This window comes from Paenibacillus allorhizosphaerae, from assembly GCF_042659105.1.
GTDB lineage: Bacteria > Bacillota > Bacilli > Paenibacillales > NBRC-103111 > Paenibacillus_G > Paenibacillus_G allorhizosphaerae.
Genome location: NZ_JBHSRV010000001.1, coordinates 1,535,376 through 1,558,792, shown reverse-complemented (window position 1 = coordinate 1,558,792; position 23,417 = coordinate 1,535,376). Strand labels below are relative to the sequence as shown.

Annotated in this window: 19 protein-coding genes; 16 read left to right on the top strand and 3 right to left on the bottom strand. The window is 51.3% G+C overall.

All coding sequences use genetic code 11. From position 1 onward, the window contains the following. The first annotated feature begins 17 nt into the window (after window positions 1-17). The 13 genes from ACFQI7_RS06850 to ACFQI7_RS06790 all read left to right on the top strand — a co-directional run bounded on the left by ACFQI7_RS06850 (window position 18) and on the right by ACFQI7_RS06790 (window position 19,064). A complete protein-coding gene (locus ACFQI7_RS06850; RefSeq protein WP_218098521.1) occupies window positions 18-2,099 on the top strand; it encodes a 5'-nucleotidase C-terminal domain-containing protein in 2,082 nt (693 codons plus the stop codon). Between the two features lie 242 nt (window positions 2,100-2,341). After that, a complete protein-coding gene (locus tag ACFQI7_RS06845; RefSeq protein WP_218098520.1) occupies window positions 2,342-4,081 on the top strand; it encodes a 2-oxoacid:acceptor oxidoreductase subunit alpha in 1,740 nt (579 codons plus the stop codon). Window positions 4,082-4,288: 207 nt separating this feature from the next. Further along, window positions 4,289-5,161, top strand: coding sequence for a CotS family spore coat protein (locus ACFQI7_RS06840; protein ID WP_218098519.1), 873 nt, complete (start codon window positions 4,289-4,291; stop codon window positions 5,159-5,161). 202 nt (window positions 5,162-5,363) lie between these two features. After that, on the top strand, window positions 5,364-6,353 hold the full coding sequence (locus ACFQI7_RS06835) for a sulfite oxidase (RefSeq protein WP_218098518.1): 990 nt from the start codon (window positions 5,364-5,366) through the stop codon (window positions 6,351-6,353). Window positions 6,354-6,953: 600 nt separating this feature from the next. Beyond that, a complete protein-coding gene (locus ACFQI7_RS06830; RefSeq protein WP_218098517.1) occupies window positions 6,954-8,147 on the top strand; it encodes an ABC transporter substrate-binding protein in 1,194 nt (397 codons plus the stop codon). 232 nt (window positions 8,148-8,379) lie between these two features. After that, a complete protein-coding gene (locus ACFQI7_RS06825; protein ID WP_218098516.1) occupies window positions 8,380-9,057 on the top strand; it encodes a hypothetical protein in 678 nt (225 codons plus the stop codon). A gap of 162 nt (window positions 9,058-9,219) precedes the next feature. Continuing rightward, window positions 9,220-10,143 (top strand): Rossmann-fold NAD(P)-binding domain-containing protein, encoded by a 924-nt coding sequence (locus tag ACFQI7_RS06820; protein ID WP_230414850.1) that lies wholly within the window; start codon window positions 9,220-9,222, stop codon window positions 10,141-10,143. Further along, window positions 10,140-10,616: a GNAT family N-acetyltransferase gene (locus ACFQI7_RS06815; RefSeq protein WP_218098515.1), complete on the top strand. Its 477-nt coding sequence runs from the start codon at window positions 10,140-10,142 to the stop codon at window positions 10,614-10,616. Before ACFQI7_RS06820 ends, ACFQI7_RS06815 begins: the two co-directional genes overlap by 4 nt. Before the next feature lie 189 nt (window positions 10,617-10,805). Next, window positions 10,806-12,131, top strand: coding sequence for a S1C family serine protease (locus tag ACFQI7_RS06810; RefSeq protein WP_230414848.1), 1,326 nt, complete (start codon window positions 10,806-10,808; stop codon window positions 12,129-12,131). Window positions 12,132-12,803: 672 nt separating this feature from the next. After that, a complete protein-coding gene (locus ACFQI7_RS06805; RefSeq protein ID WP_218098513.1) occupies window positions 12,804-14,546 on the top strand; it encodes an RNA polymerase sigma factor in 1,743 nt (580 codons plus the stop codon). Beyond that, window positions 14,539-15,663 (top strand): extracellular solute-binding protein, encoded by a 1,125-nt coding sequence (locus tag ACFQI7_RS06800; RefSeq protein WP_218098512.1) that lies wholly within the window; start codon window positions 14,539-14,541, stop codon window positions 15,661-15,663. Before ACFQI7_RS06805 ends, ACFQI7_RS06800 begins: the two co-directional genes overlap by 8 nt. Window positions 15,664-16,097: 434 nt before the next feature. Then, on the top strand, window positions 16,098-17,792 hold the full coding sequence (locus ACFQI7_RS06795) for a MutS-related protein (RefSeq protein ID WP_218098511.1): 1,695 nt from the start codon (window positions 16,098-16,100) through the stop codon (window positions 17,790-17,792). 45 nt (window positions 17,793-17,837) lie between these two features. Next, a complete protein-coding gene (locus ACFQI7_RS06790) occupies window positions 17,838-19,064 on the top strand; it encodes a GNAT family N-acetyltransferase (RefSeq protein ID WP_218098510.1) in 1,227 nt (408 codons plus the stop codon). 39 nt (window positions 19,065-19,103) lie between these two features. Here ACFQI7_RS06790 and ACFQI7_RS06785 read toward each other — a convergent pair whose 3' ends face one another. After that, complete coding sequence (locus tag ACFQI7_RS06785; protein WP_218098722.1) at window positions 19,104-19,628, bottom strand: hypothetical protein; 525 nt, start codon at window positions 19,626-19,628, stop codon at window positions 19,104-19,106. 141 nt (window positions 19,629-19,769) lie between these two features. On the opposite strand from ACFQI7_RS06785, the gene ACFQI7_RS06780 reads away from it, so the two are divergent. Then, on the top strand, window positions 19,770-19,997 hold the full coding sequence (locus ACFQI7_RS06780; protein ID WP_218098509.1) for a hypothetical protein: 228 nt from the start codon (window positions 19,770-19,772) through the stop codon (window positions 19,995-19,997). A gap of 122 nt (window positions 19,998-20,119) precedes the next feature. Here the strand turns inward: ACFQI7_RS06780 and ACFQI7_RS06775 are convergent, their stop codons facing one another. Beyond that, the gene (locus tag ACFQI7_RS06775; protein ID WP_218098508.1) at window positions 20,120-20,446 is read right to left on the bottom strand and encodes a hypothetical protein; all 327 of its coding nucleotides are present in this window, start codon (window positions 20,444-20,446) and stop codon (window positions 20,120-20,122) included. A 167-nt stretch (window positions 20,447-20,613) separates the two neighbouring features. Here ACFQI7_RS06775 and ACFQI7_RS06770 point away from each other — a divergent pair, with 167 nt between their 5' ends. Continuing rightward, a complete protein-coding gene (locus ACFQI7_RS06770) occupies window positions 20,614-20,910 on the top strand; it encodes a DUF6509 family protein (protein ID WP_218098507.1) in 297 nt (98 codons plus the stop codon). Between the two features lie 158 nt (window positions 20,911-21,068). On the opposite strand, the gene ACFQI7_RS06765 is transcribed toward ACFQI7_RS06770, so the two are convergent. Beyond that, window positions 21,069-21,662, bottom strand: coding sequence for a MerR family transcriptional regulator (locus ACFQI7_RS06765; protein ID WP_218098506.1), 594 nt, complete (start codon window positions 21,660-21,662; stop codon window positions 21,069-21,071). A gap of 317 nt (window positions 21,663-21,979) precedes the next feature. Here ACFQI7_RS06765 and ACFQI7_RS06760 point away from each other — a divergent pair, with 317 nt between their 5' ends. Further along, the gene (locus tag ACFQI7_RS06760; RefSeq protein ID WP_218098505.1) at window positions 21,980-23,272 is read left to right on the top strand and encodes an ABC transporter substrate-binding protein; all 1,293 of its coding nucleotides are present in this window, start codon (window positions 21,980-21,982) and stop codon (window positions 23,270-23,272) included. Window positions 23,273-23,417: the final 145 nt, after the last annotated feature.

The window sequence follows — 23,417 nt, the reverse complement described above, 5'->3', positions numbered from 1 at the left end:
GGAGAGGACGATCCATTATGAAAAAGCGTTGGATCAGCACCGTCGCTGCAGGAACGCTTCTGTTCGGACTGCTGTCTCCGCTCGCGCATGCGGAAGAGGCGGGCGCCGTACATGTACAGCTGCTCGGCATGAACGATCTTCACGGCAAAATCGATCAAGAGTACAAGGACATGATCAATGGCGTGATGGACGTCAAGATCGGACGGATCGATTATGCGGCGGCCTTATTGAAAGCGCGCAAAGCGCAAGAGAAGAACACGATCATTATGCACTCCGGGGATATGGTCGGAGGAAGCCCGCCGCTGTCGGCGCTGCTCCAGGACGAACCGACCGTTGAGGTCATGCAAAATATCGGCTTTGCCGTCGGCACGCTCGGCAATCACGAGTTCGACGAAGGCGTTCCCGAGCTGATGCGCATGATCAAGGGCGGCGACCATCCGAAGGGGACGAAAGGCTTCAAAGGTATGGGCTTCCCTCTAGTCGCAGCGAACGTCATCGACGAATCGACCGGCAAGCCGCTGCTCGATCCATATACGATCATCGAAACCGGCGGCGTCAAGATCGCTTTCATCGGCGTCGTAACCCGATCCGTACCGGGCATCGTCGTGGCCGGAGCGACCAATGGCGTGAAATTTACCGACGAGTCGGAAGCGATTAATACATATGTGCCGGAAATCCGCGCGAAAGGCGTCGAGGCGATCGTCGTGCTTGCGCACGTGGCCGGCGAACAAAAAGAAGACACCGTCACCGGCGAAATCGCCGACATCGCGAAGAAAACGGATCCGGCCGTCGATGTGATTTATGCGGCGCATAACCATGTGAAGCTGAACGGCCTTGTGAACGACAAGCTGATTGTGCAAGCTTGGGAATACAGCAAAGCGTTCGTCGACATCGATCTCGACATCGATAGGAAAACCGGCGATATCGTAAAAAAATCGGCGCAAATCGTAGATGTTGTGCAGGCCGACGTGCAGCCGGACCCGGAGGTGGCGGCGATTCTGAAAAAATACGGCGACCAGGTCAGGGTCAAGCTGGAGGAAGTCGTCGGTAAAGCCGCTGTGGCGATGCCGGGAGGTTACGGCGTGAAGGGCGCGACCGGCGACAATGCGCTCGGCAACCTGATCGCGGACGGCATGCGTTACGAGATGAACAGCGACTTCGCGCTGATGAACGGCGGAGGCATCCGTGATAACCTGAGCGAGGGCGACATTACGTGGGGCGAAGCGTTCAACATCCAGCCGTTCGGCAACACGCTGGTGAAGGTGAACGTTACCGGTGCGCAGTTCGAGGAAATTTTGAACAACCAAATTACGCAAAAGTACGGTCCCGATTACAGCGTCGGCGGCTTCTCCTATACGTGGAACGGCTTGACGAACAAAGTGGTCGACATCATCCCGGCCGACGGAACGAAGTTCGATAAGAACAAAGAGTATACGGTCGTTGTCAACAACTTCATGTACGGTCAAACCGGCGCGAAAGGACTGCTGAACAAGTACGGCAAAAATGTCGTGAACGGACCGGAAGATTTGGAAGGAACCCTGAACTACATCAAATCGTTTAAGGAACCGATCAAGTATGCAGCCGAAAAGCGCATTAGCCAGAAGACGTTTGCGGATACGCAAGGGCACTGGGCGAATGCCGAGATCGAGGAGCTGATCGGCAAGTCGGTCGTAAACGGGAAATCCGACAAAGCGTTCAGTCCCGATGAAGCGGTGACGCGGGCGGAGCTGGCCAAAATGGTCGTATCCGCGCTTGAGCTCAAATCCGACGACAAAAACTTGCTGCCGTTCGACGATTTGACGCCGGCCGCTTGGTATTATGATTTTGTACGCACCGCCTACAATCAGAAGCTGATGGACGGCGAAGGCGGCAGCTTTGCGCCGGACAGCGAGGTGACCGGCGAGACGGCGCTGGCGATGGTGCTTAGCGCGCTCAAGACGGGCGATGCCGACAAAGAAGCGGTGACGGCCAAGCTGTCCGCGGGTCTTGAAGGCGGCGACGCTTCCAAGCAATGGAATGCGGCCGAACCGGTGGGCCGCGCGCAGGCAGCCGTGCTGCTCTCCCGTATGCTTGCGCTGAAAGCAGCGCAGAAGAAGTAACGGGCCGATTGGCAATCATACATCTTACAGCAAGCAGGTATTGCTGCTGCCAGCTTAACCGGTTTAAGCAGGCACGGCAGCCTGCTTATTTTTTTTGCGTGTTAACCGTTCTCAAATAGTTATTTATTTATAATGAAATCATAACTTTTTGAGAACAATTTGATCGAAAAACGGTTTTAGAAAATTTTCCAAAGGGAGAATAGAATGATAGCGATAACTAGGAAAAGGAGCGGGTGACAACGATGCATGACCTTTCTTGGAAAGTCGGGGGACAGCAAGGAGAGAAGCTGGAAAGCACGGAACTTATTTTCGCGGGCGGTCTATGCCGGCTCGGCTATTATTTATACGGCTATCGCGTATTTTCGTCACGAATTATGGGGGGGCATACGAACAACCAAATTCGTATCAGCACCAAACCGCTGCGTGCTATTGCGGACCATGTGGACATCCTGGTCGCCTTCGATCAAGAGACGATTGATTTAAATGCGCACGAGCTGCGCCCCGGAGGCGTCATTATTGCAGACGCCAAGCTGCGGCCGGTATTGCCTGACGGCTTATCCTGTACGCTGATTCCGGTTCCTTTCACCTCGATCGCGGAGGAACTCGGCAGCGCGTTTATGAAAAATATGGTCGCCGTCGGCGCTTCGGCAGCATTGCTCGGACTGCCGATCGAGACATTTCACGAAGTGGCGGAAAAAGAATGGCTGCGCAAAGGCATCGAGATCGTAGAGAAAAACAAACTGGCGCTGTCCCGCGGAGCGCAGTATATATACGAGCGCTTTGGCGCGCCGAACGAGGAGCTCCGGCTGCACCCGGCCGACGGAGGGCAAAAATGGTTCATGATCGGCAATGATGCGATCGGGCTTGGGGCGATCGCCGCAGGTTGTCGGTTTATGGCAGCTTATCCGATAACGCCCGCCTCGGAAATTATGGAATATTTGATACCGCGGTTGCCTCAGCTCGGCGGCACGGTCATCCAGACCGAAGATGAGATTGCGGCGCTGATGATGGCGATCGGGGCCAATTACGGCGGCGTACGAGCGTTCACCGCTTCTTCGGGGCCTGGATTATCGCTCATGATGGAAGGCATCGGTCTGGCCGGGATGACGGAAACGCCGGTTGTCATCGTCGATACGCAGCGGGGAGGTCCGAGTACGGGACTTCCGACCAAGCACGAGCAGAGCGATTTGAATGCCGTCCTGTATGGGACTCACGGGGAGACGCAGAAGATCGTACTTTGTCCGAGTACGGTGGAGGAATGTTTTTACGATATGGTGCTTGCGTTCAACCTGGCCGAGCAATTTCAATGCCCTGTTATTATATTGACCGACTTGCAGCTGTCTCTTGGGAAGCAGTCGGCCGAACCGCTCCGGTACAGCGAAATCGTCATCGACCGCGGAGCGCTGCAATTCGGCGTACAGCCTTCAGCGAAAGAGGCCATGCCATTTAAACGCTACGCCATTACGGACGACGGGGTATCTCCAAGAGTGCTGCCCGGCACGAAGAACGGCATGCATTCGGTTACCGGCGTAGAGCATAATGAATCGGGATGGGCATCGGAAGACCCGCACAACCGGCAAGCCATGATGGACAAACGGTTGAGAAAGCTGGACCGTTTGAAGATCAACGATCCGTTTCATGCCGCAACGGCCGATCCCGATACCAGTATTGTCCTTATGGGGATGGGCTCGACCGGAGGGGCGATCGCGGAGGTGCGGGAGCTGCTGGCCCGGGAAGGCATCGCAGTCAATCAATTAACGATCCGGTTAATCCAACCGCTGCCCATGGATGTATTAGCTCCTTATCTGGACGGAGCGGGCAAAATCATCGTCTTCGAGCATAACGCAACCGGCCAGCTCGCATCGCTTCTGCAACTGCATTACGGAAAGACGGATCGAATTGTCAGCGAATTGAAATTTGACGGAAGCCCGTTCCGGCCATCCGAAATTTATGAGAGATGCAAAGCCGTGCTTGCGCGCTGAACGGCAAGTCCTCTGCGTATCGATGCTCCCTTGGTTGTGGAAGATTTTGCAAATAACGAAACGGGAGATCCCCGAGCAGATTATGTTGCCTTATGGACCCGCTTGTTTCTTGTTTTTTCGGGGCGCTAGACTTACAGATTCGGCGATTGCCAGCAAAAATACCGTTCTGGAGTCGTTCCTCGCTCGTCTCGACGAGGTGATCAAGACATGAAGCATCATGCCGATACGGAAGAGCGTGAACTCGGAATGCGGCTGCTGGCCGAGCATTACCCGCAGCTTGCCGTCGACAAAGCGGAAGTCATCCAGACCGGAGGCATCAAGTCCGTTTGGAAGGTGCATATGTCCCAAGGAACATGGTGCCTGAAGCGAATTCGCAAATCGACGGCGGTACAAGTTTATCTTCATGGGAAAGGAGCGCTTGTGGCGGATATTGTTCGGACCAAGGATGACCGTCTTTATTTCGTTCACGACGGGTACGCGCTCGTTCTCTATATGTGGATCGAAGGTAGCGATCTGTTCATGGATGAAGCGCCGGATCTTTATACCGGGCTGAAAGGGCTCGCGCAATTCCATAACGCTTCTGTCGGGTTCATGCCTCCCGCTGACGGTCAGATGTATGATCGTATGGGAGAATGGCTCCGCCATTATCGCAAAATGCGTGACGAGCTCACGCAGTGGAGAAACGAGTCGAAGCGGGAGACAAGCGCCTTTCACCGGTCGTATTGGAACACGGCGGGCGGCATGATCTCGATGGCCGACCAGGCCATTCAATGGCTGGAGCAGTCTTGTTATTCCCAGTGGGTCCAGTCCATTGGCCAATACGGTCCCTTATGTCATCAAGATTACGGCAAAGGCAATGCGCTGCTGACGAAGCAGGGCGTATATATACTGGACCTCGACAATCTGGCTTACGACATACCGGTACGTGATGCGCGCAAATTAATCACGAAACGGATGGAACGGTTGGGCCGGTGGGATCAAAGACGAGTTCTTTATATCGATTTGCTTTTTCCGCATCCTATTACGGAGATGTCAAACGGTTTTTCAAGAAAGAAAAGCCCGACGAAGGGAGTCGGTTGATCAAGATCGCCGCAATAGAAATGGAAAAGCGGCATGTGCTTTACGCATTGTTAAATCGTAAATAAATTACGATTGCTAAAACTGAATTCAACAATAGGACCATACCTTATAGTAAGAATTTTCTTGCGAAAGGATGATACTCTTGTGGAGTTCGCCTCATTTGATTACGCGAAAGCTCATACCTGAAAACCAGGAGTTCCCGATGTTATCGTTATCCAGTCGAATTACCCCGGACCATCTGTTTTATATCCGAAATCATTTTCCATATCCGGGTGTGGATGTGCGGACTTGGGAGTTGCAAATAGAAGGTTTGGTGGATAGACCGATTTATTTGCGCTATCAGGATCTTAATCGAATGCATCAGGTTTCGATCCCGGTAACGCTTGAATGCGCGGGAGACAAGCGGGCCTTTTTTCATCCGAAAGTGCGCGGCGAGCAGTGGGAATCAGGTGCGAGCAGCCACGCTATTTGGACAGGAGTACGTCTTGTTGATGTGCTGTCCTTTGCCGGCGTTCAAATGAATGCGATGGAAGTAACTTTTGAAGGGATGGATAAGGGAACAAGAACCGATATGCCCGGGGAGTTTGCCTATATCCGAAGTTTACCGATAAAAGAAGCTTTACATCCTAATATTCTCATCGCTCTTTACATGAATGGCAAGCCGCTGCCCGATCAGCACGGTTTTCCAGCCAGACTCATTGTACCAGGCTGGTACGGGATGGCTTCCGTCAAATGGCTGCACCGTATTAAGGTGATTGACCAGCCGTTCCATGGCCCTTTTCAGACCATAGATTATGTATATGAGCGCAATCACTCGCTTGCCCCGTTTACGGAGCCGGTAACGACAATTCGTCTTAACTCGACGATGGCACGGCCCACTGACCAGGAAGTGTTAGCTAAAGGTGAGCATTGGCTGGTCGGTACGGCAATCTCGGGAACATATCCGGTTGTTCTTGTTGAGATCAGCACGGATCACGGGGTGACATGGCAGCCTGCATCTTGGTTAGACCCTCATGAGCCTTATTCTTGGAGACGTTGGTGCTTAAAATGGACGGTAACGAAATCCGGAACTTACGAGATCCGTGTTCGAGCTGTAGATGCTGCAGGGTATGCACAACCGGAAACGGCCGATTGGAACAAAAAAGGGTACGGTTACAATGCGGTTCAAAAAATACAAGTATATGTGGATTGAAATATCGCGATACCTCCCATTTCACATGGATTGTGGAGTGGGGGGTTTTATTGTTTTTAACCAAGGGGTAAAACCATGCGCGAGTCAAGCAGCAAAACTTTATATTTATATAGGAAGAAAGTGGATTGACGCAAAAATGGCGATCGATTAAGATAGAAATAAGCATAAAATGAAAGTCATAATCAGTTTTCTGATTGAAAAAGTCATAATGACAACGACAATGACAGCGATAGTATGGAAGGTGATGCCTAATCGTAATCTGGTAAATAACGATCCAATGCAAGTGCCGACAAATCAGTCTCGGTGAATTGTTCGATGGGCTATTTCGGATGAAGTGTGACAAACGGGGAAATCAGCCGGCACTATGGGGACCGCGTCGGATTGTTACTAAGTGAGCGCGCTACAGGAAGAATACCATTCCGACGGGGTAATCGTAAGATTCCGGCAATGAACATGCATGCAGCCGTCATATACGGCAACATAATTCAGCTGTAAACATGGAGGGTCAAGATGGGGAAAATTGCGATAATCTCTGTAAGCTGTATGCTTTTGCCGGTGCTTTTAGCAGGATGCGGGAATGATGCAGGGCCTGGCGAAAATGTGAAAGTCCAGCAAAAGCCGCTGGAGCCGGTCACTTTGAAGTTTTACCAGAGCGGGAACTATTTGAGCGATCAAGATTTTAAAGATTTGCTCGCAGACCCCGTGAAGAAGAAGTATCCTCATATCACCGTGGAAAATGTAATCACCAAGAACGATTTGCCGCAGCTCGTTGCGGCCGGAGAGCCCGCAGACTTCTTTATCACCTGGAACGGAGGCTTGTCTTTTTATAAAGATTTGAACGCTTTTGTGGATTTGACGCCGCTTGCGAAGCAGAGTAACTTCGATTTAAACCGTTTCGACGAGGGGGCGCTCAATGCCATCAAGGCCGTCTCCGATAAAGGCGAGCTTTACGCGCTGCCTTATGCGATTAATTTGAATGCGCTTTATTACAACAAGGATATTTTCGATAAATTCGGCGTTCCCTACCCGAAAGACGGGATGACTTGGGAGAATGCGATCGAATTGGCCAAGCTCGTATCGCGCACGGACGGCGGCACGAAGTACCGTGGACTTGAAATCGACAGCTGGCAGCGTATTGCGTTTCCGTTGTCGCTCGTTCCGGTCGACGCCAAGACCAACAAAGCGACGGTCAACAACGATCAATTTAAACGCGCATTCGAAACGGCCAAGCAAATCTTTTCCGTGCCGGGCAACGAATACGTGAACAGCGGGACTGCAGCGTGGAACCGATTTGTTAAAGACAAAAACGTCGCGATGGCTCCGACCGTCAATTTATTTTTGCGGTTTAAAGAGTCACCCGATTTGAATTGGGATGTCGCCCAGTTTCCAAGCTTCAGCGACAAACCGAACATGTACGGCATGTACGATCTGCATGTGATGATTCCGCTCAAATCGAGCAAGTCGCGGGACGATCAGATGCGGGTGATGGAGGTATTGTTCTCCGATGAGGTCCAATCGGTCATGGCCCGGAAAACCGCCAGAGTATCGACGATGAAGGATCCGAAATACACGAAAGACTTTGGAGCGGATGTTCCCGAGCTGAAAGGGAAAAATTTGGCCGGCATCTTCAAAAGCAAACCGGCGCCGGCACCCGAGTTTTCTATTCATTATTCGAAAGCTGCGGGTCTCGTAACACCGGAATATGAAAAATATATTAAGAACGGTCAAGATATAAATACCGCCTTGAGAGTTGCGGAAGAAAAAATTAATCAATACATCGCATCACAGAAATAAACGACCGAGTGTTGCGCTAAGCCTGAGCCATCAGGCTTTTTTATTTTGACTTGTAACGCTTGCGCATTTATGCATTACGCGAAACGCTCAGCATCCGTTAAGCTAATTTTTATCGTCCCTTAAGTTACATTTCATATGGATTTCATCATGACACCCTATCATTGGAGTTGCGGCCAGGCAAGCTTCACGATGGCTGCAGCATTTTCATTTTAGAAGAAGGGTTGATCATCCGATGTCTTATGGAAAATGGTTAGGCGTTGGCGCGTTGATCGCGGTATTGTTGAGCGGATGCGGAACGAATTCGCAAGGGCAGCCGGGGACGGCCAGCGCGAACGCCGCCTCTCCCGCGGCGGCGAACACGCAGGGGCAGACACAGAGCAATGCAACGGAAGGCAAGGCCCCGATGCAAATGAATGAGCAGGAGCGTCAAATGATGATGACGTTCCAGACACTGGTTCGCATGGACAAAGCGAACGGGCTGGCCATCACGAAAGAACAGGCGCAGGCGATGCTCCCGGTCGTTCAAGACAGCATCACGAAGAAAGAACTGTCTTCGGACGCGAAAACCAAGCTGCTCGAGAAGCTGACAGCAGACCAGAAGAAGTTTGTCGACGACGCCGCAGCGAACATGCAGAATCGGCCGGACCGCAGTCAAATGACGGAGGAGCAGAAGAAAAAGATGAGCGAAGCCGGTCAAGGCGCTCAGGCAGGGAACAAGGACGGCCAGGCGGATCAGGGCAATCAAGCCGACCGGGTGGCGCGTCAAGCAAACAAGGGGAATGCGGCGGATCAAGGCAATAAGGGCGAGCAAAAGGGGCAAGGAGGGAATTCAGATCGTCCGGGACGGAACGGCGGCGGTGCGAACATCGGAAAGCAACTGGTGGAGCTGCTGCAATCCAAGATGAAATAATGTTTTAGCGATCTACATAAGGTATTAGGCAGAGGCTCAACCGTGTGAAGGAAAGCGGTAGGGCCTTTTTGCTTACCCTATGATGTTGACATATATTTCAAAACACTCTAGTATGTATAATTATTCATTATATATTATAATTATACAATCGAGGTGACTCCATTGCATTTGTTACATTTGCGCGGACTTTCCAGCGAGCAGCTGCATGCATTGATTTTGAAAGGAATCGAGATGAAGCGGAACCCGCATCATTATTATCATGCTTGCGAGCGAAAAGGCATGCTTCTGCTCTTTCAGAAAAAGTCGACGCGCACGAACGTTTCGTTTCAGTCGGGAATGAAGCAAATGGGCGGCTACACCGTCGTTATGGATTGGGAATCAAGCAACTTCGGCTTGTCTCCGCTTCAGTACGAGGCCCGCTATGTATCCACCGGCAGCGATCTGATTATGGCGAGATTAAAAAAACATGAGGATGTGCTGAGCCTGGCAAACTACTCGTCTGTGCCGGTCATCAACGGCTGCTGCGACAAATACCATCCGTGCCAGGCGCTGGCCGATCTGATGACGGTGTACGAATGTTCGGGGACGTTTGACGGCATCACGTTGACGTATATCGGCATCCATAACAATGTAGCGAATTCACTAATCGAGGCGTGCATGAAGCTGGGTGTCAAGCTGCTGCTCGTTACGCCGATCATAAATGAAGCGTCTTGGGATGAAGAACTGATGCATGCTGCTATGACAAGCGGAGCGATAGAGAAGTTGAGCAGCGCCACGGAAGCCATTTCCCGATCCGACTACGCATATACCGATACGTGGATCGACATGGAATTTTATAACGATCCCGGTTATCAGGAGGAGAAACGGCGTAGAATCGAAGCCATGATGCCGTTCCAATTAAACAAATCGACCCTCAACGGAGCTTCGCCGTACATTATGCACGATATGCCCATCCACCCCGGCTTTGAAATTGCCGAGGAACTGATCGAATCCGAACGTTCCGTCATTTACCGGCAGGCGGAAAACCGGATGCACATCCAAAAGGCGTTAATCCTGCACTTGCTTGGCAAGGAGGCGGCATCATGATTCGAATCGAAAGAGCTGCTGTACCCGATTCCGTGAACATCACCCGATTGTTCGAAGCGTTGATCGCGGAAATCACGGAACGAACGGGAGCGCCGACCCCGTTGTTTTCGCTTTCCGGGACAGCCGAGAAGTGCAAATCGTATTTGGAGACCGGCATTTATACAGTATGGATGGCGACGGATAGGCTGAGCGGCAGGGCGGTCGGCTTTTTGTCCCTATGCGAGAGTCACGCTTTGTACGCCGACGGCGCGTTTGGCATCATTCAAGAATTTTACGTAGAGCCGGAATACCGCTCGCGAGGCGTCGGCGCCCGGCTGCTGGCAGCGGCTCAAGCATACGGAAAGACGTGCGGCTGGAAGCGGCTGGAGGTAGTTACGCCGCCGCTGCCTTTTTTCCAAAGAACGGTTTTGTTTTATGAGCGGAATGGATTCGAAAAAACGGGAGGCGCCAAGCTAAAAGCTGTTTTATTGTAAATGTTTTAGTAGTTTCGCTCAAATCGATAGGACAGGCTCATCCGCTATAGGCGGTGAGCTTTTTTTTACCTTCCTTTTATCCGAGATTAAGGCTCATTTAAGGATAGGAGTCCACAATAGAGTCATTAGCATAAGTTGTTCTATTATATGATTCTACGAAACGATTCTAGAAAACGGAGGACGATGATGATGACTAACGATAATAGAGATCAATGGCTGGAACAGCAGGAACCATCGGATTCTTCTGAAATTGTGGAAATAGAGCCCGTTTCCAAAAAGAAAACATCCAAGCCGAGACAGGCTTCCCGATTCAAGAGCGTGTTCGCCGCTTTCCTCGCCGGAACGCTGGTGACCGGGGGGTTGATGTTCGCTTCGGACAAAATGAACTTGTTCACGGCCTATCAAAGTGTCGCTGCCGGCGGGTCGGGAGGCAGTTCTAGTACGAAGGGCACTACGCTTGGGGACGTCAAAACCGCATCGGTCAATTTGGGCGCGTCGGGCAGCATTTCGCAAATCGTAGAGCAAGCGAGCCCGGCGGTCGTTAAGATCGAAACGAAAGTCAAAGCGAATTCCGGAAGCAGGGCTCAGGCGATGGACCCGTTTTTCCGCCAATTTTTTGGTGATGGCGGCAGCAGCGGTAATTCCGATCGATTGCAGGACGGCGGGATGGGAACGGGGTTCCTGTTCGAGAAATCCGGCTATATATTGACCAATGAACACGTCATCGACGGCGCCGAAGAAATTTGGGTTACGGTGCAAGGGTACGACAAGCCGATTAAAGCGACGTTGCTCGGCAACAGCTACGATCTCGACTTGGCCGTCTTGAAAATCGAAGGCGACAAAGACTTCCCGTATTTGCCGCTCGGCAACCCGGATACGGTAAAACAGGGAGATTGGGTCGTGGCGATCGGCAACCCGTACGACTTCGATCAGACGGTAACCGTCGGTGTCTTAAGCGCGAAGGAACGCCCGATCTCCATTCCAGATGCGCAGGGAACAAGGGAATATAAGCATTTGCTGCAAACCGACGCATCCATTAACCCGGGCAACTCCGGCGGCCCGCTGCTTAACTTGAACGGCGAGGTGATCGGGATCAACACCGCAGTCAACGCCGATGCGCAAGGGATCGGCTTCGCGATTCCGACGACGACGATCTCGTCCGTTCTTGAGAACTTGAAAAATAACGTTGCCATTCCGAAAGAGCCTGTGCCTTATATCGGCGTCGGCCTGGAAGATATCGACGACGGCTGGCGCAGCGATCTCAAGCTCGGCAGCGCCAACGGCGCCGTCGTATCCCAGATTGAACCGGGCAGCCCTGCCTTTGCGGCTGGGATCAGAACGTACGACGTCATATCCGCGGTTAACGGAGAACAGGTCAACAACGCGGGAGAATTGACGACGAAAGTCAAGGCGCTCAAATCCGGCGACAAAGCGGTGATGACCGTTATCCGAAACGGTCAGAAGAGCGATATTACGGTAACCATCGGGGATAAAAAAGCCCAACAGCAAAAATAAACATTTCATTATCGTTCGCGCCGGACGGTAATCCGAAAGACGGCTTCTAAGGGATCGTTCCCAAAGGAGCCGTTTTTTGCGTCATTGTGGCGTATGTTTCCCAGTCGAAACACATCTTATCCAATGGGCCTCGATTGAATCGTGAATTGCACATCCGGCAAACGTCTGTCATATTTTGCATTCAGGAAACTTTCAGCTGTTCGTAATGTTCATTTCAGGTTTAAATGTCATACTGATTAGGCAAGCAAACAACAAGGGAGGGGTTACTTTGTTGAAATTGACCGTTTTTTCTTGGCCATTTTTTTCACTGGCTATTACCACCTTGCTCATTGTTACTTACAATCAAATCGCATAAAGTCCAACTACCGCGATGAGCAAGAAACATCATGTAGGACATGAATATAGCAATCCGATTTGGAACTCTGTCGTATAGCAATCATGGGCGCGCCTCTGACCGCAAATAGCCGACCAGCACCACCGTGTTGGCCGGGTTTGCCTCAGGCAGGTGTTTTTTTGTGTTTTCCGGAAGGTTGGCACGGTTCGATCGCGAATCATTTAGGCAGAGGAAGATTTTGGATTTTATAAAGCATTTGGCGAAAATCGTTGTTCTTGTTAAGCGAGGCTGCGGTTTCGGCATCTATATACATAGGCGTACCGGAAGGGAGGTGCTCAATGGAAACCGATCACGTTAGGAAGGGAGAACCGGGGATCGAACGACAAATGGCGGAAAGGGCGCAGGCGGGAGATACGGAAGCATTCGGCGAACTTCTTCGCAGACATAGGCAGCGGGCGCTCGGGTGGGCGCAGGCGATGGCCGGGAATGAGTCGATGGCGGAAGATATTGTGCAAGAAGCGTACTTGAAAGCGTTTTTGCATGTGGGGAAGCTGATGGACCCGAATCGGTTTGCCGGCTGGCTTAAACAAATCGTGAGGAATGAAGCGAATATGAAACTGCGCCGCGGCGGACCGTATCGGAACGAAAAGCCGCTTTCTTTTTTCGCCGATATGACGGATGCCGATGGTAGCCCGGCCATGAACGAAAACATGCTAGAGCGGTTAACGCTGCGGATACAGCTTGAGGAGGACAAAGCTCGTGACGGGTACGAACCGCTATGGCATTTGATCAAGAAAGAAGCGGCTCAGCTGATCCGTTCCTTGCTGCACTGCTTGAATCAAAGGGAGCGGTCGATATTCGAGGCCTATTTTTTCATGCACTATTCCGCCGCCGAAATTGCCAGACAGTACAAGACGACGTCCGGAAGCGTTCACACGTATTTGAACCGGGCCAAGAAAAAAATCCAGGAAGCGGCGCGCCGGGAGCGGCTCGATTTGCAAAGCGCGATCGCTTGCTGCAAGCCTCGCCAATGCTCGTTATCCATGCCGACGGGCATTCCGGATATACGGGATACGTTCATCGACCGGATCGGCAAGCTGCTGCGGGCTCGCGGCGAAGAAGCGACGGCCACCGAATTGATGGGGAGAAGCGGGCACGCCTTTCGGCTGAAGCTTTCTCAACATACGACGTATGCCGCGGGCGTGTTTGTGTTCGATTGGCAGCAGGAGATGAAAGCGCTGGTCCGGGATTTCGGGTATGACCCGGTGTTCATGACCGGTCAATTGGAAGGTACTCCGGTTCCGCTGCATGCGGGAGCGATGTTATTCCCGGTCGTGCCGATGGAGATCGAGCCGGTCGCTGCGTTTATCCGAACGTTTATTGACAGAGGAAGTCCTGTTCTTTACTTCGACACCTACGTCGATCGGCCGTTTGTGCACGAGTGGAATTTGATTTTTGCGTACGACGATGCGGAGCAGACCGTACAACTGACCGACGTATCGCCGCCGTACCGCAAGACGCTCCGTTACTCCGAGCTGGCCGCCTCGCCGCTCCGTTTTCTGTGCGGCTTGCACAAAACAACCCGGCCGACGAAAGGGTGGGACCCCGCCCGTTCGGTGAAAGCCGCGCTGCAGCATGCGCAAGAAGGGGACGGGTACCGCAATAAATCCGTCTACATGTCGTTTATATCCGGTATACGGGCATATGACATGTGGATCCGACATCTGGAGGCGGGGCCGCGGCTTGCGAACGCCTACGGACACCGCTACATGGCTTACGCCTATTCGAGCGCCAGATCTTTTGCCGGGCCCTACCTGCGCTCCTTAAGCGTGGATAGGTACGCGGAAGGTTTGCTGGCGGAAGCGGCGCTGCTGTACGATCAGGCGGCAGGCAAGCTCCAGGAGATAAGCGAGCTTAGTTCTTTGCTGCTGGAGACTCCCTGGACTACCGATGTGCTGAAGATGTCGATCGAGTTGCTGAAAAAGGTAAAACAATGCGAAGAGCAAGCAATAGCGGTATTAAACGAAACCGTTCATATGATGCATATGAAAAATAATCAGTGGGAGGATGTCTATGAATAACAAAGTGCTTACGCTCATTACGCAATCCAATGGAAAAGGGCTCGAGGCGCTTTTGAAAAAGGTGGAATCGTTTGAAGCCCGAATGCCCAACGTGGAAGTCCGTATCGACCAAGCCAACGGCAACTTCGAAGTGCTTACCAAGATGAAGCGGGGCGAACCGGGAGATTTGATCCATCTGTCGGAAAGCGTGTTTGGGCCGTACCTCCGCCAAGGGCTTATTATCGATTTGATGCCGTTTCTTTCGCAAGATCCCGAGTTGTCTGCGGACGATTTTTATAAAGGCGCATTGGAAGGCCCGACCGATCAAGGGAAACTGGCGGCGCTTCCGATTGATATCGCCGTGCCTCTCGTGTATTACCGCAAAAAGGCGTTCGAGGAGGCGGGTTTGCCGGAACCGGTCAGCGGCTGGACGTTCGAACAGTTTCAGGACACGGCGCTTCGTTTGACCAAAGACAAGCAATACGGCATTCGCCTCGGTGTCGACATCGAATGGTTCGAGCCGTTCGTGAAACGAAGCGGGGGCGCATATATGTCGGCGGATGGCAGCACGGCCAGAGGATATATCGACAGCGCGGCTACCGCTATGGCGCTTCAGCGGATCGTAGACTGGTACCGGGTTCACCGGATTGCACCGTATCCCGGCGAGGGCGGAGACCAAGCGTTCACAAGCGAATACGCGATGGTGTACGATTTCTCCTGGTGGCTGCCTCACGTGATGAATAACCACAATGAGGAGTATGGCGTTGTCGGTTTGCCCGGGGCTGCGACAGGCGACGATACGAATATGGTGTATATGGGCGGATACGGCATTTCCTCCAACTGCACCGATCCCGAGCTGGCATGGCAGCTGTTGAAGGAGCTTTCCGCTCCGCAGACGGGCAGTCCGCTCAGTTTGCTGCCGGCTACGAAATCGGCAGCCCGCAGGCTTGGCAAGGCGGATCATCCTTACTGGAGCTGCGCCCTGGCGGAGCTGGACAAAGCGTCGAAGAGCGCTTTCTACGTAAGCCAGAAATGGAATGCCAACCGGAGCATCATCAAGCAGGATTTAATGCAATGGATTCAAGAGGGCAAGGACATCAAGGCATCGATCGACCGGTGGGCCGAAATGATCGGTTGACGATCGCCATAAGGCTGACCTCGCTGCGAGGCAGCCGGTCGTTCCATTTCAGGTTGGCGGGGAGGGAACTCCCCGCCTTTTTGATTGTCGTAATGCGATCTGCTCAGCGAAGGAGCTTTCCTTATAGGTAGCGATTGATTCGATAAGTTAGTTTGATCATCGGCTTGCGTCCGAACCTCAAGTCAACTATTACCCCATGAGTGTATGTATACCGCTAATTCCATCCCAATCATACGATTTCAACAGCGGTTGGAACCCCATACCCATCCCTCCCCCGCTCAAAGTATGGATCTGCACAAATGATTTTAAAGGTTCCGTCATTGCTTACCTTCGTGTTGATCCTGTTTTAGCCAGAGTATTTTCTGACGAACTCCCTAGCACACAGGCAAATTATGGTATGATGAAGAGGAATATTAGGAATCGGGGGACGACAAATGGAGAACCGAAACGTAAGCTTGCTGTGGCCGTCCGAGGCATCGAAAGAGAAGTACATGGATGAAATCAGGCTTTCCGAGCGCTGCAAAACGGATTTAGGCGTTGATAAAATCGTGCAGAGCCTGTGCATCAAGCAAAAATATGCGGACGGCATCGAACGGCTGCTGCTTCAGCTGTGCGACGATACGGACGTCATTTCTTACCGGCTCGATATACTGGAGAACTTCATCGGTCTCCCCGACATGACCGGCGATTTGGAGGACATGCTGCCGTTCATTCAGAAGCTGGAAAGCCATAACAGCGTTAAGCACGTGTCAGGGGAAGAACCGTTACGTAAAATCGCGTGGCAGCTGGAGATTTTAAGCCTGTACACCGAATGTGTGTTGAAATTACATGCCGTGCTCGTGCAATACAAATCAAGATTAAGCGCAGAAGGACTGCTCCGGCTGCTTCAATATACGGAGGAGCTTACCGCAAGCGATCATTTTCAAGCGATGGCCGCCGAGCTTCCCGAATTCAGGAAAAAGCTGCAGAGCATGTCCAGCGTGACGATCGGAATTAATTTGGATAATGAGCTGAAGCCGACGGAGGCCGTGTTTTTGTCCATCGAGCCGAAGCCGTTCAAAGAACATAAACGATCGCTCGTCTCGAGCATTTTGGGATTAAAATCCGTCGACCAATCGTATCAAGGCATATCCCTATTTCATTCGATATTGCAAAACGGCGGCTCTGCTCTTGAAAGCGCTTTGTTTAAAGATTTGGAAAGCTTGTTCCAGGCGGCGATACTGCCGATAGGGTCCGCGCTCGGGAAATATATTCACGTCAATATACCTGCGATTACGATGCTTGAGCTAGAAATCGGCTTTTTTGCCGGTGCCGCCAAATTCATTCGCAAGCTGAGCGAGCTGGAACTTCCCATGTGCAAACCGCAAGCTGCGCCTCCATCCGAACGCACGTGCCAGATCGACAATATGACGGACTACATTTTATCGTACAGCTTATATCGGAAACACCAGGAAATCAATCTTGGCCGTTCCGTCGTGCCGAACGATATCGCATTTGGCCCGCAGGGACGCGTATTTATTTTGACAGGTCCGAATCAAGGGGGCAAAACGACGTATACCCGCGCGATCGGGGTGGCGCAAATATTATTTCAAGCCGGGTTGTACGTCCCCGGTACGGCGGCACGTATCAGTCCAGTCGATTGGATATTTACCCACTTTTCCGAGGAAGAGAAGCCGAATGTGAACAATGGAAGGCTGGGCGAGGAATCGAAACGGCTGTCGGAAATATTCGCCAAAGCGACCGGTTCCAGTTTGATATTATTGAACGAATCGTTGTCCAGCACAAGTCCGGCGGATAGTTTGTACTTGGCACGGGATGTCGTCAAGGGGATCAAGGTGATCGGATGCCGGGCTGTTTTTGCGACTCACCTGCTGGAACTTGCGGCCGGTGTCGATTCGATTAACGACGAGGTTCCCGGGGACAGCCGGCTTGTCAGTATGGTAGCCGGTATCGAAGGCAACAACGCCGATGCTCGCCGTGCGGATGCGATGACCAAACGGACATATAAAATTACTCCCGGCTCTCCGATGGGGATGAGTCTGGGCAAAGATATCGCTCAGCTGTACGGCATCAGTTTTGAGCAAATTATGGATACGCTGCACAAACGAAGTTTGACCGGTGATGAATGACAAAGCTTGGTTCAATACGATAATCAAAGAAAATGAGGTGTGTCCGTGAGTGAGGAAAACAAGCCGAGTCCGGCCGTGACAGCCAGAGAAATCCGCGATGAGGAGATCGAGCAGGGACTTCGGATCCGCAATGCGATCTTTCCGCCGATTACAAGGCAAGATTGGGAGCGGGGAGCGCCAACCACGGGCTCTATCGCTTATATCGGCGATGAGCCGGCCGGATTTATTCCGCTGTTTTTGCGCCGCATTCGGATCGCTCCGGGAGTTGTCGTTACAGCCGCTTTCGAGAACTCCGTAGGAACAAGAGGCGATGTGCGGGGGCTGGGCATCGGCTCGGCCATGATGGAGGCAGCCTGCGGCTTTTTGAAAGGCAAAGCGGACGTGCTTATGGTATACCGGGGGCATGAGCGGAGTCAGGGCTATCATTTTTATACGAAAACGGGTCATGTCGACTTGTGCTACATGCGCGAATATACGGGCTCGCTTGAACATGCGGCCATGCACCGGGATGTCGTCGTATCGGAAGGTACGGACGGCATAATTGCCGGGAGCAGTCGTCTGCTGGAGCTGTTCGAGGATACATACGGAGCATACGGGGGATTTCCCGACCGCCATCCGGGTTATTGGGCGCAATCGTTTCGTTCGCCGTATTATGCCGCGCGGCCGCAGCGGTTTTTCTGGTTTCAGCTGCGCGAGCAAGGGAAGCTTACCGGATACTTGATTGCCGGCAAAGAAGTGAGCGCAGACGGAAGAGAAACGCCGCTGCGCATTCTCGAAACGGCAGCGGCGGGTGCGGACATCGAACGGACCGGAGCGCTGTTGGAGTCCGCAATGGCTTACGCCGTTCAGAACAACCTGGGCGCGCTCACTTATGTGATCGGCGATGACGACCCGCACCGCGAACTGCTGGACCGCATGGGCTTGAAGTCCGGTCTGAGAAGCTTGCATACGATGGCGCTCGCCTTCGATGCCGAAGCGCTGTTCGCTACATGCTGGCAAGGGCGGCTGAACAGGATCGGCGCTCCAATCAGCGTACGCACGCCGACGCAAGACATCGAATTGATTCCCGCGCAGAGCCCTGGGGAAGACAAGATAACGCTGGAAATGAAAGACGACACATTGACGCGTTGGCTTATGGGAAGAATCGATTTCCGCACGCGCGTGAAAGAAGGAACCATTACGATCCATAACGGGAACAAGTCGTTTGTCGAAGAGCTTCAGCGCGCCGTTCCGTTCGTCCCGTGGGTATATCATCCGCTTGATTACTGTTAAGACGCGGCTGCGACTAAGGATCGAGATTCGATGAACGATTTATTGAAGTTGGTTTTGTCCCTGCCCTTGATCCATATTCTGCGACTGGCCGTGACTTTGACTCTGACCTTGGTCTTGTCCCTGCCCCTGCCCTTGATTTTGACCTTGACCTTGGCTTGAGACGTAGTCTACGGTCCAGTCGATCATGCCGTTCATCATATGTAAAACGAGATTAATAACGTCTTCCTGGGTTAAGGAATTGCTGCCGGATTGTCCCGATTGCTGCGAGACGTAGTCTTTCATCTTTGATTCGATGCTGGAGCTCATATCTTTAAGGATCATAAAGTCGTTGGCTATATTGGAAATGTCCGAGTTCGAATTCGAATGGTTTTGGCTGCCGCTCTGACCGCCCCCACGATTGCCGGAATGGTTCTGACGATTTTGCTGTTGTTGGTTTTTTTGATTATTTTGCTGTTGGCTTTGTTGTTGAAGCAAATCTTTGATCTGCTGAAGCTCTTGGGTTAACGACTGGTTTTGTTCGTTTAACTGCTCGATCTCGTCTTTCAGTTCGCGGTTGCTGATCATTCGTGCTGTGCTCCTTCATCGGATAATGGGTACAGTTTATGTTTTCCTGAATAGTGATTATTTATATCATTCGAACCGATACGAATAAAAATACGGATTTGTATGCAACTTAACCCTATAAATGAATAGGGGAGATATCAAATGAACTTATTCGGTAAGGCGAATCCGGAGACGCCAATGGAAGTAGACTCCGATGTCAATGAGGACCCCGGCAGGGAACGGCAGCTCGATGCTTCTTTTGAAGATTGGTCTCAGAGCGCAGAGTTCGGAGTAGGTGCGAGCGGGAACGCGCGAAAAACGGAGAACGGCTCGTCCAAATCGGCAGCCGGTTCCGCCATGCATACGGAGAAACGTTCGAATGAACAGTGAAAAAGCTGCGGAAGCGCAGCTTTTTAGCGTTGTCCATTTGATTTGAACAGGACATGATATATGGGAAACCCGCTTGTACATGGAAGCGAACGGCTTATACGATTTCGGGAATAAAAAGACGTTTATTCTTCTTCATGCTCCATGGCGTAATAGTTCAACATGACCGAAGTAATAGCCAGCAGCATATAAGCTGCGGTCAAAATAAAGTCCAGCGAGTAGACAATCGGAAACATAATAAACCAAACACTGCAAATGAGGGAGATCCAATGGAATATGGAGCCCCAACCCGACTTGCCGTACGATAGAGCGGACGAAAAAGCCAGAATCAAGCCACCGACTAAGCTGCTTCGCACCGCGGACGGCCCGGGCATTTCGATCCAAAAGGAAGATAAAAGGAACAATACACCAATCAACGCGCTGAGAATTGGAAACGATGTCAGTTTTGACATGAGCACACCTCCAACGCTTTTTATATAGTATATGCAAGCGCTTTCGATTTGCGCACGGCGGATGGAATATATTGTCCGATTCATTTTAATTTCCGCATCGGATCATTAGGGCGCAGCGATGATTTTGTATATAATAGAGACGAGAGGTTTGGAAAGGGAGGATACGATTGTTTACGATTACGGAGTACAGTGTGGAATTGATTAAAGACCCGTTCGGTATTTTGGCAGGAACGCGCTACGAGTTTTTGCTTGATCTGGACGTACCGGAGGATGACGAGCTACATACCGAAAGCGGGGTATATTTAAGGGTCGTGTACAGCGTGGAGGATAACCGGGAACGCATTGTGAAGTACGAGTTTTTGGACAGGCAGACGAATCAATATCTCGATTTTGAGATGGATGAAGAAGAGGAGAAGCAGATCGAAGCTTTTTGCAAAGAGCACGTGCAGGAAGCTGTTCGATAAAGATTGCATATTGGATTCGCAGCTGCTGCCGCGCCAGAGGAATCGATGAACCGTAGCGCAGCGTGCTAAAGAAACAACGGCGGCTGTTCCCCTATCCGGATAGTAGGATGTCAGCCGCTGCATACTCAAGCTTTTTTTCTTCATTTATGAGCCGGAAACTACCGTTTTCCGGTTTCTTTCTTATTTCGCCCATTCTTACGCCAAGTCGTTTTTTTCTTTTTCTCGGATAACGGCAGCGCAGCTACGTACAGCCGAGTTGTATCGGGCGCCAGTTTGCCGCCCTCTTCGGCAAGGTCTGCGATCGGAGCAGCCGAATGCGGCTCAATCTCAATCGGTTTAACGGCGGCTTTACGCTCCGTTTTCATTCCTTCCGCGACCGCCGACTTCATGATGGCAGGCAACGTTTCCAAGAGCTGCTGTATGCGTAACACCCGCTCGTTGAGGTCCTGCACGATGCGAGTCAAATCCGGTATGACCGCTTCCGGAGTAGAGGGCGCCTGTGAGATTTGAGGAGACGCTTCTTTCAACTGCTGTCGGATCGTCTCAACGGTGTCGCCGTTGTCGCACATCTTCTTGATCTTTTGCAACAACTCGATATCGCGGAAAGTGTAGTAACGGACATTGTTCGGTGTTCTTGGGATGTTCAGCATAAAATCTTGTTCCCATTGTCTTACCGTTCCGGGCGGCACCTCCAGCTGTTTGGATACGCTCCCGATGCTGAGAACCCGCGTAATATTTTGATCTTCCGGCATATTCACACCCATTTCCGTATTTGAATGAACAATAGCAGTACTCCTTGCTTTATTGTGTAATATATGATGTACTGGGCAAAATGCCACTTTCCCGAATATATTTACAAAAAAAATATATGAATTACCAGTAATATTTATTATGGCCATTACAGGGATTACTAGTTAATGCAGCAGTTGTGAGCTCAGCGAAATCACGTTAATCTTAATATAGTTACATATCACGAATATGTTATGATTGAATCCCCGAAAAAAAGTAACTTATACTTTACATGTAGCACAATATTTATCGTCATATTATATAAGTAAGGGGTTGTAATATGAAAAAGCTGAACACAGGTGTTGCCGTCGTCTTGTTAGGTTCCCTTATCGCAGGCTGCTCCCAGAAAGATCCCGGCGCCGGTTCGCCCGACGCGAAACCGCAACAGGAGAAGTTTGAGCCCGTAACGCTCAAGATGTACCAGACGCAAGGTTATTGGACCGAAGAAGACTTCAAAGCGTTGATTCTGGACCCGGTGCAAAAAAAATATCCGCACATCACGATCGAATTTTTGCCGAAAGTATCGGTTGGGCAAGCGATTGCGGCAGGTGAAGACATCGACCTCATATCGGTATGGAACGGTCTCATGCCGGAGACGGCCGACCTCGGCTTATTCGAAGATATTGCACCTTTGCTTCAAAAGATGAAGTTCGACCTGTCGCGATTCGATCCGGGAGCGATAGACAGCGTCAAACAGTCAACGAAGACCGGCCTTTTGTACGGGCTGCCCAACTGGGTGCAGCTTTACGCGCTGTATTACAATAAGGACATATTCGATCGTTTCGGAGTGCCTTATCCGAAAGACGGAATGACTTGGGACGAAACGATCGAGCTATCCAAGAAAGTGACGCGACTCGATAACGGTACGCAGTATATCGGACTCGATCCCGATTATTTGACGCGAATGTTGACACCGCTTTCACTGGGGATCGTCGACGGTCGAAACGATAAAACGGATGTGAACAGCGAGCCGTATAAGATGGTTTTCGAAACGGGCAAAAAAATATACGATATCCAGGGCAACACGCCGAAGGAAGGAATCATGTCGGGGAGCGTGACGGATCGGTTCGTAAAAAACAAAAACGTCGCCATGCTGACGACGGTCAATCTGTTCGATAAGCTCATTGTCGACCCGAACCTCAACTGGGACGTCGCCCAGTATCCGAGCTATCCGAGCAAACCGAACTTATACGGAGCCTACGATATTGTTATTACGAATATAGCCAAAACAAGTAAGCACAAAGAAGATGCGGCACGGGTGCTGGAAGTGATGTTCTCCGACGAGGTGCAACTGATGGAGGCGAGGGCCGGCAAGCTTTCGGTATTGAAGGACCCGAAATTCCAGAATGAGTTTTTGAAGGGCAACGACGCATTCAAGGACAAAAAGATTTCCAGCATATTCAAAAGTAAACCGGCTCCTGCGGCCCCACCGTATTCGGCGTATTATACGAAATCGCGCGGTACGCTCGTGAGCAAGTTTAAAGAGTATGCGCAAGGCAAGAAGGACGTCAACACGGCGTTAAGGGAAGCGGAAGAAGCGATCAACCAATATATCAAGAGTGAAAAACCTTAATGGATTCAATATCTTTTAACTAAAAAATACCCGGCGACTCTTACCATCATAAGAGCAGCCGGGTATTTTAATAAAGTAATGAAAAATGCCGTTCAAGCGTTCGGCTCGCAAGAAAAAGTTTCTGCCAAGGCACAAATAATTTCAG